Origin of the sequence: Micromonospora sp. NPDC049523 (assembly GCF_040676775.1) — a bacterium.
GTDB lineage: Bacteria > Actinomycetota > Actinomycetes > Mycobacteriales > Micromonosporaceae > Micromonospora_G.
In genome coordinates this window covers 64,384-80,645 of sequence record NZ_JBFAPP010000031.1, presented here as the reverse complement: position 1 = coordinate 80,645, position 16,262 = coordinate 64,384, and the positions used below count along the sequence as shown (strand labels likewise).

General features: G+C 70.7%; 14 protein-coding genes. 4 read left to right on the top strand and 10 right to left on the bottom strand.

Annotated features, from left to right (window positions below):
* Positions 1–115: 115 nt before the first annotated feature.
* Positions 116–991, bottom strand: a complete 876-nt coding sequence (locus AB0J90_RS32510) for a hypothetical protein (RefSeq protein WP_363602524.1) — start codon at positions 989–991, stop codon at positions 116–118.
* 78 nt (positions 992–1,069) lie between these two features.
* Between AB0J90_RS32510 and AB0J90_RS32505 the strand changes: the two genes are divergently transcribed.
* Together AB0J90_RS32505 and AB0J90_RS32500 are read left to right on the top strand one after the other, a co-directional pair.
* Positions 1,070–2,245: a DNA recombination protein RmuC gene (locus tag AB0J90_RS32505; protein ID WP_363602532.1), complete on the top strand. Its 1,176-nt coding sequence runs from the start codon at positions 1,070–1,072 to the stop codon at positions 2,243–2,245.
* 155 nt (positions 2,246–2,400) lie between these two features.
* Entirely contained in the window at positions 2,401–5,658 is a 3,258-nt protein-coding gene (locus AB0J90_RS32500; protein ID WP_363602522.1) for a S8 family serine peptidase, read from the top strand.
* A gap of 74 nt (positions 5,659–5,732) precedes the next feature.
* On the opposite strand, the gene AB0J90_RS32495 is transcribed toward AB0J90_RS32500, so the two are convergent.
* Entirely contained in the window at positions 5,733–6,182 is a 450-nt protein-coding gene (locus AB0J90_RS32495; protein ID WP_363602520.1) for a hypothetical protein, read from the bottom strand.
* Positions 6,183–6,308: 126 nt separating this feature from the next.
* Entirely contained in the window at positions 6,309–7,337 is a 1,029-nt protein-coding gene (locus AB0J90_RS32490) for a 4-hydroxy-3-methylbut-2-enyl diphosphate reductase (protein WP_326562610.1), read from the bottom strand.
* A gap of 176 nt (positions 7,338–7,513) precedes the next feature.
* Here AB0J90_RS32490 and xseA point away from each other — a divergent pair, with 176 nt between their 5' ends.
* Both xseA and AB0J90_RS32480 read left to right on the top strand, forming a co-directional pair.
* Positions 7,514–8,734 carry an exodeoxyribonuclease VII large subunit gene (gene xseA / locus AB0J90_RS32485; protein ID WP_363602518.1) on the top strand — a complete coding sequence of 407 codons (1,221 nt, stop codon included), beginning with the start codon at positions 7,514–7,516 and terminating at the stop codon, positions 8,732–8,734.
* Between the two features lie 49 nt (positions 8,735–8,783).
* Positions 8,784–9,023 (top strand): exodeoxyribonuclease VII small subunit, encoded by a 240-nt coding sequence (locus AB0J90_RS32480; RefSeq protein WP_363602516.1) that lies wholly within the window; start codon positions 8,784–8,786, stop codon positions 9,021–9,023.
* Positions 9,024–9,107: 84 nt separating this feature from the next.
* Here the strand turns inward: AB0J90_RS32480 and AB0J90_RS32475 are convergent, their stop codons facing one another.
* The 7 genes from AB0J90_RS32475 to AB0J90_RS32445 form a co-directional block, all read right to left on the bottom strand.
* Positions 9,108–9,908, bottom strand: coding sequence for a hypothetical protein (locus AB0J90_RS32475; protein ID WP_363602514.1), 801 nt, complete (start codon positions 9,906–9,908; stop codon positions 9,108–9,110).
* A 136-nt stretch (positions 9,909–10,044) separates the two neighbouring features.
* Positions 10,045–10,470 carry an AtzH-like domain-containing protein gene (locus AB0J90_RS32470; protein WP_363602512.1) on the bottom strand — a complete coding sequence of 142 codons (426 nt, stop codon included), beginning with the start codon at positions 10,468–10,470 and terminating at the stop codon, positions 10,045–10,047.
* A 20-nt stretch (positions 10,471–10,490) separates the two neighbouring features.
* Positions 10,491–12,098 (bottom strand): regulator, encoded by a 1,608-nt coding sequence (locus tag AB0J90_RS32465; RefSeq protein ID WP_363602510.1) that lies wholly within the window; start codon positions 12,096–12,098, stop codon positions 10,491–10,493.
* A gap of 12 nt (positions 12,099–12,110) precedes the next feature.
* Positions 12,111–12,797, bottom strand: a complete 687-nt coding sequence (locus AB0J90_RS32460; protein ID WP_363602508.1) for a cysteine hydrolase — start codon at positions 12,795–12,797, stop codon at positions 12,111–12,113.
* Positions 12,798–12,828: 31 nt separating this feature from the next.
* The gene (locus AB0J90_RS32455) at positions 12,829–13,518 is read right to left on the bottom strand and encodes an isochorismatase family cysteine hydrolase (protein ID WP_326562603.1); all 690 of its coding nucleotides are present in this window, start codon (positions 13,516–13,518) and stop codon (positions 12,829–12,831) included.
* Positions 13,515–15,428, bottom strand: a complete 1,914-nt coding sequence (gene atzF, locus AB0J90_RS32450) for an allophanate hydrolase (protein WP_363602506.1) — start codon at positions 15,426–15,428, stop codon at positions 13,515–13,517. Before atzF ends, AB0J90_RS32455 begins: the two co-directional genes overlap by 4 nt.
* A gap of 108 nt (positions 15,429–15,536) precedes the next feature.
* Positions 15,537–16,202, bottom strand: a complete 666-nt coding sequence (locus tag AB0J90_RS32445; RefSeq protein WP_363602504.1) for a GntR family transcriptional regulator — start codon at positions 16,200–16,202, stop codon at positions 15,537–15,539.
* Between the last annotated feature and the right edge of the window lie 60 nt (positions 16,203–16,262).

Sequence of the window (16,262 nt, the reverse complement as noted above, 5' to 3'; positions counted from 1 at the left end):
ACCCCCCACCCCCCCAACCCACACCCCTTATGTTTCTTATCTTTAGCGCCACCCTCTCACTTGCCCGACCACTACAAAACTAAACAACCCACGACAGGTTCTTCAGGGGGTGGGGTTAGAAGTCGCCGCCGCCGCCGAAGTCGCCGCCGCCCCAGTCGCCGCCACCGCCGCCCCAGTCGCCGCCACCGCCCCAGTCGGAGGAGTCGGGGGCGCCGAAGCCGGAGTCGGAGGAGTAGTCGGCGGCGCTGTAGTCGCCGCCGCCGTCGTAGCCGGCATCGGTGTAACCGGCGTCGCCCGTACCGGCGTCGCCGGCACCGGGATCACCGCCGTCGCCGTTGTCGGCACCGTCGGAGAAGCCCTCCTGGTAACCGGCCTCGTAGCCGTATCCGGGGTCGGCGAACGCGGGCGAGAAGAGCGCGTCGGCGATCAACATGCCGCCGAGTACGCCCGCGCCGGCCGCCAGGCCGGTCTTCCACCAGGGTGTCGAATACCAGCCCGAGGGCACCGGCCGGCCCTGGTAGCGACCACCGGGGTAGTAGTAGGGAGTGCCGGCACCCGGCTGCGGACCGGCCCGGAAGGTCTGCCCCTGGACGTTGACCTCACGCTCGCGGGTGAGCGTTCCGGTGCCCCGCGCGGCAGCCAGCGGCGGCAGTTCGGGGCCGGGGTCGAGACCGAGCGCGATCCGGGCCGCGCGGACGTACGCCAGGCCCTCCAGCGAGGTCTCCCGGGCCAGCTCGTACTGCTTGATGCTGCGGGCCTGCTCCAACTGGCCGCCGGCCGCGTTGTAACGCTCCCCGGCGTCGCTGAGCGCCTGCCGCACCGCCGGCTCGTCGCCCCGCAGCCCCAGCACCTGCCCGCCCAGGCGCTCGTACCAGCGCACCGCGTCGGCCCGCGCGTCGGCCAGCTCACGCGCCTGTCGGGCGCCGGTCTCCCGCCGCCACCAGGTGACGCCGCCGACCAGCAGGACCAGCAGAACCAAGACCCATACCATGCGTACGACGGTAGCGCCGTCCGCCAACCGCCCGCCTTCCCGGCGATCCAGGTCACACCGGTGTCGTACGCGTTTGGCATGCTCACCACCGTGGGACTGTCGGCGGTGCTCCTGGTGATCGTCTGTCTCGGCGCCGGTGGAGCGCTGGGCTGGCTGGCCGCCCGCGCCCGCTCGGCGGCCGAGATCGCCCGGCTGGACGCCACCCTGAATGCCACCCGCGACGGCGAGGCCCGACTGGAGCAGTCGATGCGGGCGCTCTCCTACGAGGCGACCGCACAGTCCCAGGAGGCGGTGGCCCGCGCGGTGGCACCGCTGCACGAGACGCTGCGCCGCTACGAGTCCCAGGTGAACGAACTGGAGCGCGACCGGGTCGACGCGTACGCCGAACTGCGCGAGCAGGTGCGCTCGATGGGCGCGGTCTCCGGCGAGTTGCGTACCGAGACCAAGCAGCTGGTGGCGGCGCTGCGGGCGCCCCAGGTGCGGGGCAGGTGGGGCGAGCACCAGTTGCGCCGGATCGTCGAGGCGGCCGGGCTGCTGGAGCACTGCGACTTCGCCGAGCAGGTCACCTCGACCGTCGAGGACCGGGTGGTCCGCCCCGACCTGGTGGTCCGGCTGCACGGCGGCCGGTCGGTGGTGGTCGACGCGAAGGCACCGTTCGAGGCGTACCTGACCGCGATGGAGGCGCGCGACGAACGTGGGCGCGACGCCCACCTGGACAACCACGCCCGGCACCTGCGCGCGCACGTGGACGCGCTGTCGGCCAAGGCTTACTGGTCGGCGTTCGCGCAGACGCCGGAGTTCGTGGTGCTGTTCGTGCCGGCCGACCCGTTCCTTGACGTCGCGTTGCAGCGCGATCCGACGTTGCTGGAGCACGCCTTCACCCGCAACATCGTGCTCGCCACACCGGCCACCCTGGTCGCCCTGTTGCGTACGGTGGCCTATGCCTGGCGGCAGGAGGCACTGGCCCGCAACGCGGTGGCGGTGCACACCCTGGCCAGGGAACTCTACGGTCGACTGTCCACTCTGGGTGAACACGTGGCCAAGCTCGGCAGCTCGCTCGGCGGAGCCGTGACCGCTTACAACCGCGCGGTCGGATCGCTGGAGTCGCGGGTGCTGGTCAGTGCGCGCAAGCTGGCCGACCTCGGGGTGTCCGGCGAGGAGTTGCCGGCACCGGCGCAGATCGAGCTGACCACGCGCCAGCTACAGGCGCCGGAGCTGACCGATAACGGCCAGCGCGAAACTCACACAGAGTAATTGAATAGTAACATATCAATATTCGAATACCATTCGCTCAATATCACGGGCTGGTCACAACGATCTCAGGACTAGTGACAGGATCCGAGCTGACGCGAAGGATGCGCTCACACGTGCCCTGTTTCTAAGGGCCCTGTTCTCTGGAGGAAGAGAACGTGAGTAAACCCCGCACCTGGAGTCGGCGTACCTCCGCCGGTCTCCTCGCGTCAGTCGTGGCGGCGGGCGCCATGACACTGACGGGTGGTGTCACCACCGCCAGCGCCAACCCGTCGACCGAAGCCGACGTTCTCAAGGGGACCCCCACGGACACGTTGGGTTCCCATGATCTCGAACTGCTCGCCAAGGCCGAGGCCAACCGCGAGAAGGACGTCACGGTCATCGTGGCGACGGACAAGGGTGAGACCAAGGACGTCGCGGCCGAGCTGAAGAAGCTCGGCGGCATCGTCGGCAAGCAGGTCGACGGCGTCGGCTACGTTCGCGCCCGGGTACCCACCAGCTCGGTACTCAAGGCCGCCAAGCTGCCCGGGGTCGCCGCACTGGACCTGAACGAGACGATCCAGCTCCCCAAGCCGGAGCCGGTGAAGGCGGGCACCAAGGCCGCGGTCACGGTCAGCGGGCCGAACGCGGACACCCCCGCGGTCAACCCGTACATGCCGACCAGCGAGACCGGGGCGGTCGCCTTCAAGCAGGCGCACCCCGAGTGGGACGGCCGCGGGGTGACCATCGGCATCATGGACTCCGGTGTCGACCTGGACAACCCGGCGTTGCAGACCACCACCACCGGCGAGCGCAAGATCGTCGACTGGTTCACCGCCACCGACCCGCTGTTCGACTCGGACGGCACCTGGCGCGCGATGCTGACCGACGTGGTCGGCCCGGCCTTCAACTACGGCGGGACCAGCTGGACCGCGCCGGCCGGAACGTACAAGATCAACCGGTTCTCGGAGAACATCACCGCGGCCAGCTCCCCCGGCGGTGACGTCAACCGTGACGGCGACACCACCGACGCGTTCGGTGTGCTGTACGACCCGGTGAGCCACGACATCCGGGTCGACGCCAACCAGAACCGCGACTTCAACGACGACGCGGTCATGCGCCCCTACGGCGAGCGGTACGACATCGGTCACTTCGGTACCGACAACCCCGCCACCGCCGTACGTGACCAGATCCCGTTCGTGGTCGAGTACCGCGAGGACGTCGACGTGACCCCCGCCGGCCTGCCCGGTGTCGCCGACTTCGTCAACATCGGCATCATCGAGGACGAGCACGGCTCGCACGTCGCCGGCATCACCGCAGCCAACGACATGCTGGGCAACGCCAACTTCGACGGCGCCGCCCCCGGCGCCAAGCTGGTCTCCGCCCGCGCCTGCTCCTGGGGCGGTGGCTGCACCGCCGCCGCGCTCACCGACGGCATGGTCGAACTGGTCGTCAACCGTGGCGTCGACGTGGTCAACATGTCGATCGGTGGCCTGCCGACGCTGAACGACGGCAACAACGCCCGGGCCGAGCTCTACAACCGGCTCATCCAGGACTACGGCGTACAGATGTTCATCTCGGCCGGCAACGACGGCCCGGGCGTGAACACCCTCGGCGACCCGTCGACCGCGACCGACGTGGTCAGCGTGGCCGCCGGCATCAGCCAGGAGACCTACCTGGCCAACTACGGGTCGGAGACCCGTACGCCGTACCAGCTGTTCAACTTCTCCTCGCGTGGACCGCGTGAGGACGGCGCGTTCAAGCCGAGCATCACCGCACCGGGGTCGGCACTGTCGACCACGCCGGTGTGGCAGCCGGGCATCCCGGTGGCCGAGGCCGGCTACCAGCTCCCGCCGGGCATCCAGATGATCAACGGCACCTCGATGTCCTCGCCGCAGGCCACCGGCGCCGCCGCGCTGCTGCTCTCGGCGGCCAAGGCCACCGGCAAGGACGCCTCCCCGGTCAAGCTCCGCAAGGCGATCTACTCCTCCGCGACGTGGATCGACGGCGTCAGCGCGCAGGGCCAGGGCAACGGCAAGTTCAACGTGCCGGGTGCCTGGGACCTGCTCGCGGGCGGCTTCGAGGTCCGCGGCTACGAGGCGAGCGCACCGGTCTGCACTCCGCTCTCCGACTTCCTGGCCACCCCGGACAAGGGCGTCGGGATCTACAACCGGTGTGCGGTGACCGAGGGCGGCCAGCGGCCGAACACGGCGAAGAACTACACCGTCAAGGTCACCCGTACCACCGGGGCCAAGAAGGACATCAAGCACACGGTCAAGTGGGTCGGCAACGACGGCACCTTCCGTAACGCGCCGAAGAACCTGATCCTCCCGCTGAACAAGACCGTGACCTTCACGATCGAGGCGCGGCCCGGGTACGGCACGCACAGCGCGATCATGCAGGTGGACGACCCGGCGACCCCGATCGTCGACTTCGCCTTCCTCAACACGGTCGTCGTCTCCAACGTGCCGACGAAGCCGAACTTCGACTTCACCACCAGCGGCACGGTGGACCGGAACAACTTCAAGAGCTACTTCGTCACCGTGCCCGAGGGTGCGGCGGCGTTGCAGGTCAACCTCTCCGGGGTGGCCGGCGGCTCGCAGACCCGGTTCATCGCGAACAACCCGTACGGCGTTCCGGTCGAGAGCACCTCGAGCCTGAACTGCTACACCAACTTCTCCGACCCGGCGGTCTGCAAGCCGGACGAGCGGTCGTACCTGAACCCGGTTCCGGGTATCTGGGAGATCGAGGTGGAGTCCCGCCGTACGTCTCCGCTGCTGGAGAACCCGTTCGCGCTGCAGGCCCGGATCCAGGGTGTCGCGGTGCAGCCGGCCGTGGTCGAACTGCCCAGCGTCACCGCCGGTCAGCCGACCCCGGTCACCTGGTCGCTGAGCAACACCTACGGCCCGGTCACGGTGGCCGGCCAGGGCGGTTCGCTCGGTAGCGCCCTGTCGGAGCGTCCGACCATCGGCAACCACGAGGTGCAGAGCTTCGAGGTCACGGTGCCGGCCGGCGCCACCCGGCTCGACGTCCGGATCGGCAACACCAGCGACCCGGGCGCCGACCTGGACCTGTTCGTCTACCGCAACGGAGCCCTCGTCGGCCAGGCCGCCGACGGTGACTCCGAGGAAGCGGTGTCGGTGACGAACCCGCCCGCGGGCGTCTACACGGTCGAGATCGACGGGTACGCCGTACCCGCCGGGACCACCGCGTACGACTACCGGGACGTGTTCTACTCGGCCGCGCTCGGCAACGTCTCGGCGTCCAGCACGTCGGTGACCCTGCCGAAGACCGGCGCGACCGCCAGCATCACCGGCTCGGTCACCGCCCTGAGCGCACCGGCCGCCGGCCGGCAGCTCTTCGGTGAGCTGCAGGTCGTGACCAACGAGGGCGCGATCGTCGGCCGCGGCAACGTGTCGATCGGCTCGGTCAGCTAACCCGTACCACCGCTAGAAGAAACGTAGAGCCCGTCCCCGGCAGGGGGCGGGCTCTACGCGTACGGGCGATTGGGTCAGGCCGGCTTGACGCTTTCCACCATGAACGGGGTGCCCTGCTGGCAGGTGGTCATCATGCCCGGTCGCACCTGACCGGTCACCGTCACCCGAGCGCCGCTGCGCAGCTGGTCGCGCGGCCCGTTCAGCAGCAGGTAGCCGTCGAGCAGCAGGCAGTTGGGCTCCACCCCCGCCGTGACCACCCCGGTCAGGGTCAGCGCACCGGCCGAGGCGGGTGCGCCGGGCGACTTGCTCGGCGTGGGACCTGCGGGGTTGGGTCGGGTCGGGCTGGCCGGCGCGGTCGAGTTGGCCGGCGGCAGCGGCGGTTCCGCGTTCGGATCACTGGGCTTCACGGATGACAACGACGGTCCTCCTGACGGGTTGACCGAGGGGGCGTTCGCGGACTCCCCGCAGGCGCCGAGTGCCAGGCAGGCGGCCACCGCGGCAAATCCGATCCGGATCGACTTCATGGGGGATCCGACGGTGCCAGATCCCGGCCCGTTCCACCGCCGAGGTGTGCCGTTCCGCACCCCGCTCCCGGTGGGGCGCGGTACGGTCCGCGTGGTGCGCTCGTCGGCCGGCACCGCGTACCCCGGTCAGCCGTTGCCGGCGCTGGCGGCGAGCGCGGCGGCCTCGACGGACCGGGCAGCGGCGGCGGCCTTCATGTCGCGCTTCAGCTCCTGCGGCAGGGAGAAGGTGAGCCGCTCGTCGGCGGTGGTCACCTCGGCCACGTCGGTGAAGCCACGCTCGGCGAGGTGGTCCAGCACCTGCATGACCAGCTCGTCCGGGACGCTGGCACCCGAGGTCAGCCCGACCGTGGTGGCGCCGGTCAACCACTCGTCGGAGATCTCCGAGGCGTAGTCGACCAGGTAACCGGCGCGGGCGCCGGCATCGACGGCCACCTCGACCAGGCGGACCGAGTTGGACGAGTTGGGCGAGCCGACCACGATCACCACGTCGCAGTCGGCGGCGATCTGCTTGACCACGTGCTGGCGGTTCGAGGTGGCGTAGCAGATGTCGTCGCTCGGCGGCGACTGCAACAGCGGCAGCCGCTGCTTGAGCCGGGCCACCGTCTCCAGCGTCTCGTCCACCGACAGCGTGGTCTGGGACAGCCACACCACCTTCGACGGGTCCCGTACGGTCACCTGGTCGGCGCCGTCCGGCCCGTCGACGAGTTGGATGTGCGCGGGCGCCTCACCGGCCGTACCGACGACCTCCTCGTGGCCCTCGTGGCCGATCAGCAGGATGTCGTAGTCCTCGGCGGCGAACCGCCGGGCCTCGTGGTGCACCTTGGTGACCAGCGGGCAGGTCGCGTCGATCGCACGCAGTGAGCGCTGTTTCGCCTGCTCGTAGACCTCCGGGGCGACCCCGTGCGCGGAGAAGATCACGGTCGCCCCCTCGGGCACCTCGTCGTTCTCCTCCACGAAGATCGCGCCCTGCCGCTCCAGGGTCGAGACCACGTGCTTGTTGTGCACGATCTGCTTGCGTACGTAGATCGGCGCGCCGTAGAGCTTGAGCGCCTCCTCGACGGTCTGCACCGCCCGGTCGACGCCGGCACAGTAGCCGCGCGGCTTGGCCAGCAGCACACGCTTGCGGGTCTGGGGAGTCGCCTCAGCCTCGATCACAGGGGTCAGTCTACGTGCCGATCCGCGCCGGGGCAGCGGGCCGCCGCAGCGCTGCCTGCCGGGCAGCGGGCCGCTGTGACCGGGGACGCGCCGATGGCCGGGCACGGGACGCGCCGATGGCCGGGCACGGGGCGGGCCGGGCCGGTGCTCGGGCGGGCCGGCCGTAGGCTGACCGGATGACCGAGGCCGGCGCTGGACGCAGCACCCCCGAAGAGCCATGGCCGGTACGGGTGGTCAGCCAGAAGGTGAGCGCCTGGATCGCCAAACTGGGCTGGGTCTGGGTCGACGGGCAAATCGCCCAGATCAGCCGTCGTCCCGGCGCGGCCACCGTCTTCCTCACTCTGCGTGACCCATCGGCCGACCTCAGCCTCACCGTCACCGCCAGCCGGGACGTGCTCGACACCGGGGCACCCGAACTCGCCGAGGGCGCCCGGGTGATCCTGCACGCGAAACCGGAGTTCTACGCCGGACGCGGCACGCTGAGCCTGCGCGCCGACGAGATCCGCCAGGTGGGGCTCGGCGAGCTGCTGGCCCGGCTGGAGAAGCTCAAGAAGCTGCTCGCCGCCGAGGGCCTCTTCGACCGCGCCCGTAAGCGACGCCTGCCGTTCCTGCCGAACCGGATCGGGTTGATCACCGGCCGGGCCTCGGCGGCGGAGCGGGACGTCCTGCTCAACACCCAGCGCCGGTGGCCGGCGGTGGACTTCCGGACGATCAACGTGGCGGTCCAGGGGCCGACCGCCGTACCGCAGATCATCGACGCGCTGCGCGTACTGGACTCCGACGAGAGCGTGGACGTGATCGTGCTGGCCCGGGGCGGGGGTGGAGTGGAGGATCTGCTCCCCTTCTCCGACGAGGCGCTTTGCCGGGCGGTCTTCGGCTGCCGTACGCCGGTGGTCAGCGCGATCGGGCACGAGAGCGACGCTCCGCTGGTCGACTACGTCGCCGACCTGCGCGCCTCCACGCCGACCGACGCCGCCAAGCGGATCGTCCCCGACCTGGCCGAGGAGCAGCGGCTGATCGGTCAGGCCCGGCACCGGCTGGACCGGGCCGTGCGTGGTCTGCTGGACCGGGAGTCGCACCGGCTCGACGGGCTTCGGTCCCGCCCGGCGCTGGCCCGGCCGGAGGTCATGGTCGACCAGCGGGCGGCCGATCTCGGTGCGCTGCGCGACCGCGCCGGCCGCTGCCTGGACCACCGGATCGGGACCGCGACCGGGGACCTGCGCCAGACCGTGGCGCGGCTGCGCGCGCTCTCCCCCGCGGCGACCCTGGAGCGCGGGTACGCCATCGTGCAGCGCGCCGACAACCAGGTCGTACGCGCCGCGGGCGAGGTAGCCGACGGTGACCCGCTCCGGATCCGCCTCGCCGAGGGTGAGCTGTCCGCGACCGTGAACGGCTGACCGGTGATCTTCCGACGCGACCTGCCGTGCTGTGCCGAGATGGGAAGTCATGACTGACGAGAAGAAGCGGACCGCCGCCCCGGACGAGAAGCTCAGTTACGAGCAGGCCCGGGCCGAGTTGGCGTCGGTGGTGGAGCGGCTGGAGACCGGCGGGACGTCGCTGGAGGAGTCGTTGGCGCTCTGGGAGCGCGGCGAGCGGCTGGCCGAGGTCTGCCAGCGCTGGCTGGACGGCGCCCGTGACCGGATCGACGCCGCCCGGCGGGCCCGCGAGGGCAACGTCACCACCTGATCCGCGAGCGCCGCCGGCCCGGCCCCGAGTACGCGATGGGGACGGCAGGTAGCCGTCCCCATCGTGTCGATACCGGGTGCCGACCTACTTGAGCAGGTCGTACACCGGGGCCGGCGTTTCGACGACCTCGCTGGCCGGCGGTGCCGTCGGGGCGGTGGCCGAGCCGTAGTCCGCGTAGGTCACCTGGAGGTCCTGGGCCGCGTTCTGGCCGACCGCCGGCACCTTGATGGTCAACTGGACGAGCCGGCCCTGCTGGTCGACCTTCGCTTCGAAGGGCAACTTGGTCGCCTGCGCGCCGAGGTTCTTGATGACCGACTGCTCGGCCAGCCGCGAATCGGTTGCCTTGGTCAGGTCGATGTTGCCGGTGAACAGGTCGACGCCGCTCTTCTGTACGTCGACCACGGCCTGGGTGAGCGCGGCGGCACCGGCGGGGTCGACGTTCTGGAAGTCGAAGTCCAGGGCCGCGATCCCCTTGATCTTGGTCTTGTCGAGGTGGTGGTACTTGCCGGTGGCGAGCTGCCCCAGTCCGGGCACGCTCTCCAGGCCCTCACCCTTGATCTTGACCCAGCTGTCCGACCCGATGTAGACCATGTCCATCGCCAGGGCGGAGCTGCCGGCGTCGCCGGTGGTCAGCTTCACCCGCGCGCTGTTGCTGGGCAGGTGCACCACACCCTCACCCGCCAGGCTCTCGCCCTTCATGACGAAGCTGAAGTTGCCCTTGGCGATCTCCAGGGTCGAGGCGAGCAGGGCCTGCTTGGGATCGGTGGAGGTGGCCGGGCTCTGCGAGGCGGCGGTCTTGACGCCCCCCGGCTCGCACGCGGCGAGCCCGGGGACGAACAGAACCGCGCCGACGAGAACGATGACGCTCGAGCGCCGAATTCTCACGTGGGGATCCCCTTCAGGATGTCTCGGCGTCAGTACGCCGCTGGCTGAACGCCGTAGCCTAACGCCTAGACATCTTTGCCGCAGAAACCCTTAATTGTTACATAAACCTAGCTCAGGTCTGCCATAAATTTCCCGCTCACGGCACCACCGTCGACTGCAGTTCGGAGACGTGCGCGCTTTCGGAGACGTGCGCGCTGACGATCCGCCAACCGACCGGCAGGCGTACCCAGGTCTGGGACTGGCGTCCGGTCGCGTCGCCACCGGCGTACCCGAAGAGGGTGGTGACCACGGCGAAGTCGGCGCCGAACGTGGTGACCCGCGTCCCCCGCAGCCACCGACCCGGCGGCAGCGGCGGCTGGGCCGCCCGCCACACCCGCTGCTCCTCGAAGCCGTCCTGACGGTCGGCGATGCCGAACCGTACCGTCTGCGGCGCTTCCCAGAAGTAACCGACGATCCGCTCCGGGTCCCCGGCCACCAGCGCCTCCTCGTACGCGAGGAAGGCCGCCATGACCTCGGCCACCACCTCACCCCGATCCACCGCCAACTCCACACTCGTGTCCACACCCGTCTCCACCCGATGGCTCAGATCGACGAGGCGGGGGCGGGAACGGGGGCGGGTTCCGGGGTGGGTGGGGAGTCGAGATCCTGCTCGTCGGGGTCGGGTACGCGCGGCGGGATCTTCGCGAGGGCGAAGGCGGCGCAGATCAGGGCGACGAAGAGGTATCCGAGGGCGACCTGGCCGTTGGCGTTCCACTCGATCTGCGGGCCGTGGATCAACCCGATGAAGGAGAGCACCGCTCCCGCCCCGGCCGTGATCGTCGCCTGCCAGAAACGCTTGTCGATGATGAACGCGACCAGCGCGCCCAGCACCAGCCCGGCGAGGATGGCGCCCTGACCGAGCACCAGCAGCCCGTCGTACACCACCCCGGCGCCGGCCAACGCGGCGTCGCCGACCTCGGCGGCGCTCGTACCGGCCGCGGCCAGGGCGTTGTCCATCTGACCCGTGGCCCACGCGGCGATGTTCGGGATCAGCGCCGCGACCACCGCCGCCGCGTGCGCCCTGGGCGTCGCCTGGAACGCCTGCGCCCCGATCAGCAGTCCGATGTAGAGCAGGATCGGTACGATCGCCGCGGTCGGGAAGATCGTGGACAGCAGCCCGAACATGCCCAGGAAGCAGAGCAGCGCGATCACCACTCCGGTGGCCATCGAATAGCCGCTCCGGCCGCCGGCCGCCTTCCAACCGGGATGCCCGACGTAGACCGCGGGCGGGAACGGGGAGCCGAGCGCCGCACCGACCACCGCACCGGCACCGTCGGCGAGCAGCACGCTGCGCAGGTTGTAGTTGTCACCGGCGGTGGCCGCGCTCTCCACGTTCGTCATGCCCTCGGTGAAGTTGTAGACCCCGAGCGGGATGGCGGTGGCGAGCAGCGGCGCCATGTCGGTGAGCCCGTCGACCAGCAGCCCGAACTCGAACGACGGTACGGCGAACGCGATGTCACGCGCCGCCGCGCTCACGTCCGGCACCGACATCGCCCCACCGATCCAGCCGATGGCCGTACCGAGCAGCAGGGCGGCCAGGCCGATCGGGATGTTGCCGGGCAGTTTGACGTCGGTGAGCAGGCCGATCAGCAGCAACGCCAGCACCGGCAGGGCGATCCAGGCCATCCGCCACATCTGACCGGCCGGGTTCATCGAGATGAAGGTGATGGAGATGCCGGCGAGGGTGCCGAGCAGTGCGGCGCGCGGCGCGTACCGGCGGATGTAGGGGCCGACGAACGCGCCGACGAGCACGATCACGCCGATGATGAACGCCCAGGCGACACCGGCCTGCCAGGCTTGCCGGGGGTCCTGCGTACGCAGGTAGATCGGCAACATGATCACGAAGATGACGATGAACATGTGCGGCACGCTCGGCCCGTACGGCAGCGCGGTGACGTCGGTCCGGTTCTCCCGGCGGGCCAGCCGGCGGGCGAGCAGCGTGTAGTACACGTTGCCGGCCACCAGGGCGATGCCCAGCGCGGGCAGGATGGTACCGAACACGTCACCGGAGCCGAGTTTGATCACTCCGAGGCAGAGCCCGGTCAACGTGAGTACGTTGACCAGGACGTTGACGCCGAAGCCGAAGAAGGCGTTGGTGTCGCCGCGAACCCAGTACGGCAGCGGGGCGGCGGACGACTCGATCTTGACCATGACTGCTCCCGGTCAGGAGGATTGCAACACGGACGTGGTGTGCAGTGCGTGGCGCAGGTCGGCGGAGTCCCCGACCCAGCCGAAGATCCCGCCCTGGGCGGCGATCATGTCGAGCCCGACCCGCTGGAACTCGGGGAAGTAGGACCCGACGCAGTCGGCGAGCACGAGGCACTCGTACCCCCGGTCGTTGGCTTCCCGGACCGTGGTGTGCACGCAGACCTCGGTGGTCACCCCGGTCACCAGCAGGCTGCGGATCCCCCGCTCGGCGAGCAGGGATTCGAGTTCGGTGTCGTAGAAGGCGCCCTTGCCGGGCTTGTCGAGCACCGGTTCACCGGCCACCGGCTTCAACTCGTCGATGATGTCGTGGCCGTACTCGCCACGGATCAGGATCCGGCCGTTCGGTCCGGGGTCACCGATCCGCTTGCTCGGTGCGCCCCGGTGCAGCTTCGCCGGTGGGCAGTCGGACAGGTCGGGCCGGTGACCCTCGCGGGTGTGGATCACGGTCAGGCCGGCCGCCCGGACGTCGGTCAGCAGCGCGGCCAGCGGGGCGATGGTGCGCCTGAGTTCGGCGACGTCGTTGCCGAGGCTCTCGCCGAAGCCGCCGGGCTCCAGGAAGTCGCGCTGCATGTCGATCACGATCAGCGCGGTGGTCGCGGGGTCGAAGGTGTACGGGGAAGGGCGCGCGTCGACGCTGCGCATGACCACTCCTCAACAGCTCAGGGGTGCCGGATCAGGTCGTGGTGGCGTTGATGACGTCGTCGGCGGTGGCGACGGCACCGAAGACGCCGCCCTGCATGGTGACCATGTGCAGCGCGGCGGCGTGGTTGGTCGGGTCGGTGGCACCGGTGCAGTCGGCGAGGATGAGGCACTCGTAGCCCCGGTCGTTGGCCTCCCGCATGGTGGTGTGCACGCACACGTCGGTGGTGATGCCGGTGAGGATCAGGTGGGTGATGCCCCGCGTACGCAGCACCAGGTCGAGGTTGGTGGCGTAGAACGCGCCCTTGCCGGGCTTGTCGACCACGACCTCGCCCGGTGCCGGTGCCACCTCGGGCACGATCTCCCAGCCCGGCTCGCCCCGTACCAGGATCCGGCCGCGCGGACCGGGAGCGCCGATCTCCGCGCCGATTTGCGCGGACCGCCACCGCTTGTTCGCCGGCAGGTCGGACAGGTCCGGGTCGTGCCCCTCCCTGGTGTGTACGACCAGCATCCCGAGCGCCCGGACGTGGGCGAGCAGCCGGGCGGTGGCCGGCAGGCCGGCCCGGGTCAGGCCGATGTCGTAGCCCATGCTGTCGACGTAGCCGCCCGGCCCGCAGAAGTCGGTCTGCCAGTCGATGCAGAGCAGTGCGGTGCGCTCGACCGGAGCCGAACCGTCGTACGGCCATAGGTACGGGTCGGCCTTGACCGGCCCTATCCGCGTCATGTGGTCCTCCCTGTTGTCGTCGATGCCACGGTCCGGCGGTACGCCCGCCAGCCGCCGGTCGCGCTGATGTCCTCGGTTTCAGGTCCGGTGGCGTAGGCCTCGCAGAGGAAGCCGAGCACCTCGCGACCGTCGGCGAGCCGGAGCCAACCCAGGCCGAGCGGAGCGGGCACGCCGCCCAGCAGGCCCCCGAGGGCGGTCGGGGGCAGTCGCCAGAGCTCCACCTCGATCGAGGTACCGGTGCCGGGGCGGACGGTGGTGCTTACCCGGACCAGGCCGGGCAGCCCGTTGCCGTCCGGCGTGGGCAGCCGGTAGAGCCGGTAGAGCGGGGCCGTGTACGCCGTACCCGCCAGCACCGCGCCGCGTTCGAGCAGCTCACCGTTGTGCGACTCGCCGGTCAGGTGCCGCCCCACCACGGCGACCAGCAGCGCCGGCTCGTCGACCAGCCCCGCCGTGGCCGGCGCACCCGCGCTCCCGTTGGCGGTCGGCTCCGCGGCAACAACCGGCGGCTCAACCGCGCTCCCACCGACGGCCGGCGCCGCGGCGGCAACCGGCGCCGGACGGTCCGGTGCGGTGATCGCGGCGGCGAGTCGGGAGAGCGTGGTGTCGCTGAACGCCGGCCCGATCAGGGTGAGGCTGGCCGGGCGGCCGTCGGCGGTGGAGCCGTTCGGTACGGTCACCGCGGCCAGGTCGAGCAGGTTGACGAACTGGGTGTACCGGCCGAGCACCAGGTTGCGGGCGATCGGCTCCTCCGCGATCTCCGCGAGGGTGAACGTGGTCCCGATGGTCGGCAGCACCAGCACGTCCACGTGCTCCCAGAGCCGGTCGGTCCACGCCCGAAGCTCCTGCAACCGGTGCAGCGCGCGGAAGGTGTCGACCGCGTCGAAACGCCGACCGCCCTCCAGCACGGTACGGGTGACCGGCAGCAGCGCGTCCGGATGTGCCCGGAGGAAGTCGTCGAGGGTGGCCAGCCGTTCGGCGACCCAGGGCCCCTGGTAGAGCAGGTCGCCGGCTTCGAGCAGCGGCACCAGGTCGATCGGTGACACGCCGGCCACCGCCCGGGTCAGCCCGGCCAGGCCGTGCGCGTACCGGTCGGCCTGGCCGTGGTCGCCGAAGAAGTCGAGTTGTTCCGCGGGCGGCAGACCGAGCCGGAGCGTCGCCGGGTCGCGCGCCTCGACCAGATGCGCCGGCAGCGGGCGGCTCCACGGGTCGTCGGTGTCGACACCGCGGGCGACCGCCAGCACGGTGGCCGCGTCGGTCACCTCGGCGGTGAAGATGGAGACACAGTCCAGCGAGCGGCAGGCCGGCACCACACCGGAGGTGCTGAGCAGTCCGCGGGTCGGCTTGAGGCCGACGATGCCGTTGAGGGCGGCCGGCACCCGACCGGAGCCGGCGGTGTCCGTACCCAGGGCGAAGGTGACCGAGCCTGCGGCGACCGCGACGGCCGAGCCGGAGCTGGAGCCACCGGCGACGAGACCGCCGCCGAAGACGCTCTCGACCCTGCCGTACGGCGAGCGTGATCCGGTCAGCCCGGTGGCGAACTGGTCGAGGTTGGTCTTGCCGACCAGGATCGCTCCCGCGTCGAGCAGTCGCCGGACCACCGGGGCGGTCCGCTCGGGCAGGTACGCGAATTCGGGGCAGCCGGCGGTGGTGGGCAGCCCCGCGACGTCGATGTTGTCCTTGACCGCGAACGGCACCCCGTAGAGCGGGAGCCGGTCCATCCGGTCCCGTACGCCGTGCAGCTCGGCCGCGCGGGCCCGCAGCTCCGCCGCCGGCACCGTACTGATCCAGACGTTCCGGTCGTCCTCGCGGGCCAGCTCCGTCAGGACCTGTTCCACCGTGTCGACGGTGGTCCGCCGTCCTTCGGCGTACGCCTGCCGCAGGTCGGTCAGCGGGGATGTCTGGGCTGCCATACAGTCGATTGTCGACAGTTTCTGTTTCGACGAACGGCGGCAAAGGTAACGACAATGTGTCGCGGATCACTTCCATTGGACCGCCAGAGCAGCCCGCCGGGGCCAGGATCAGTCGAGGTACGAACGGCCGCCGTGCGCGCCCAACTCGGCGATCACCGCCGCCGGCTCCCCCGCCGCCACCGCCTTGAGCAGCCGCTCGTGCCGGCGTACGGCGTCCGACGGCTGCGCGTTCTCGGACTCCCGGCGCAGGTTGACCGCCATGTAGAGCTGCAACCGGACCAGGATCGACTCGTAGATCACGGTGAGCTGGCGGTTGCCGGCGAGCGCGACCACCGCCACGTGGAACGCCCGGTGCGCCTCCGCCACGCCCAGCCGGTCATCGTTCCGGGTCGCCTCGCGCATCCGCTCGATCGCGTCCCGCAGCCCGCCCAGGTCACTGTCCTGCGCCACCGGCAACGCGGACTCAACCGCATGCCGCTCCAGCACGTCCCGTACGGCATACAGCTCGGCCACGTCCCGGTCGGAGAGGGTGGCGACCCTGGCCCCCCGGCGCGGTACGTGCTCGACCAGCCCCTGCTGGGCCAGCAGCCGCAGCGCCTCCCGCAACGGTGCCCGGCTGATCCCCAGCCGCCGGGTCAACTGCTCCTCGACCAGCCGCTGGCCGGGATCACTCTTGCCGCTCAGGATCTCCCGGCTCAGCCGCAGCACGGCCAGCTCCACCAGGCTGAAGCTTTCCAGCTCACCATCCACCGGCGATGCGGCCACGTCGCTCACCCTGATGAGTCTGCCATTGCCGGGCCGATCTGCCCCCGGCCCGGTTTCCGGGCGGCGGCG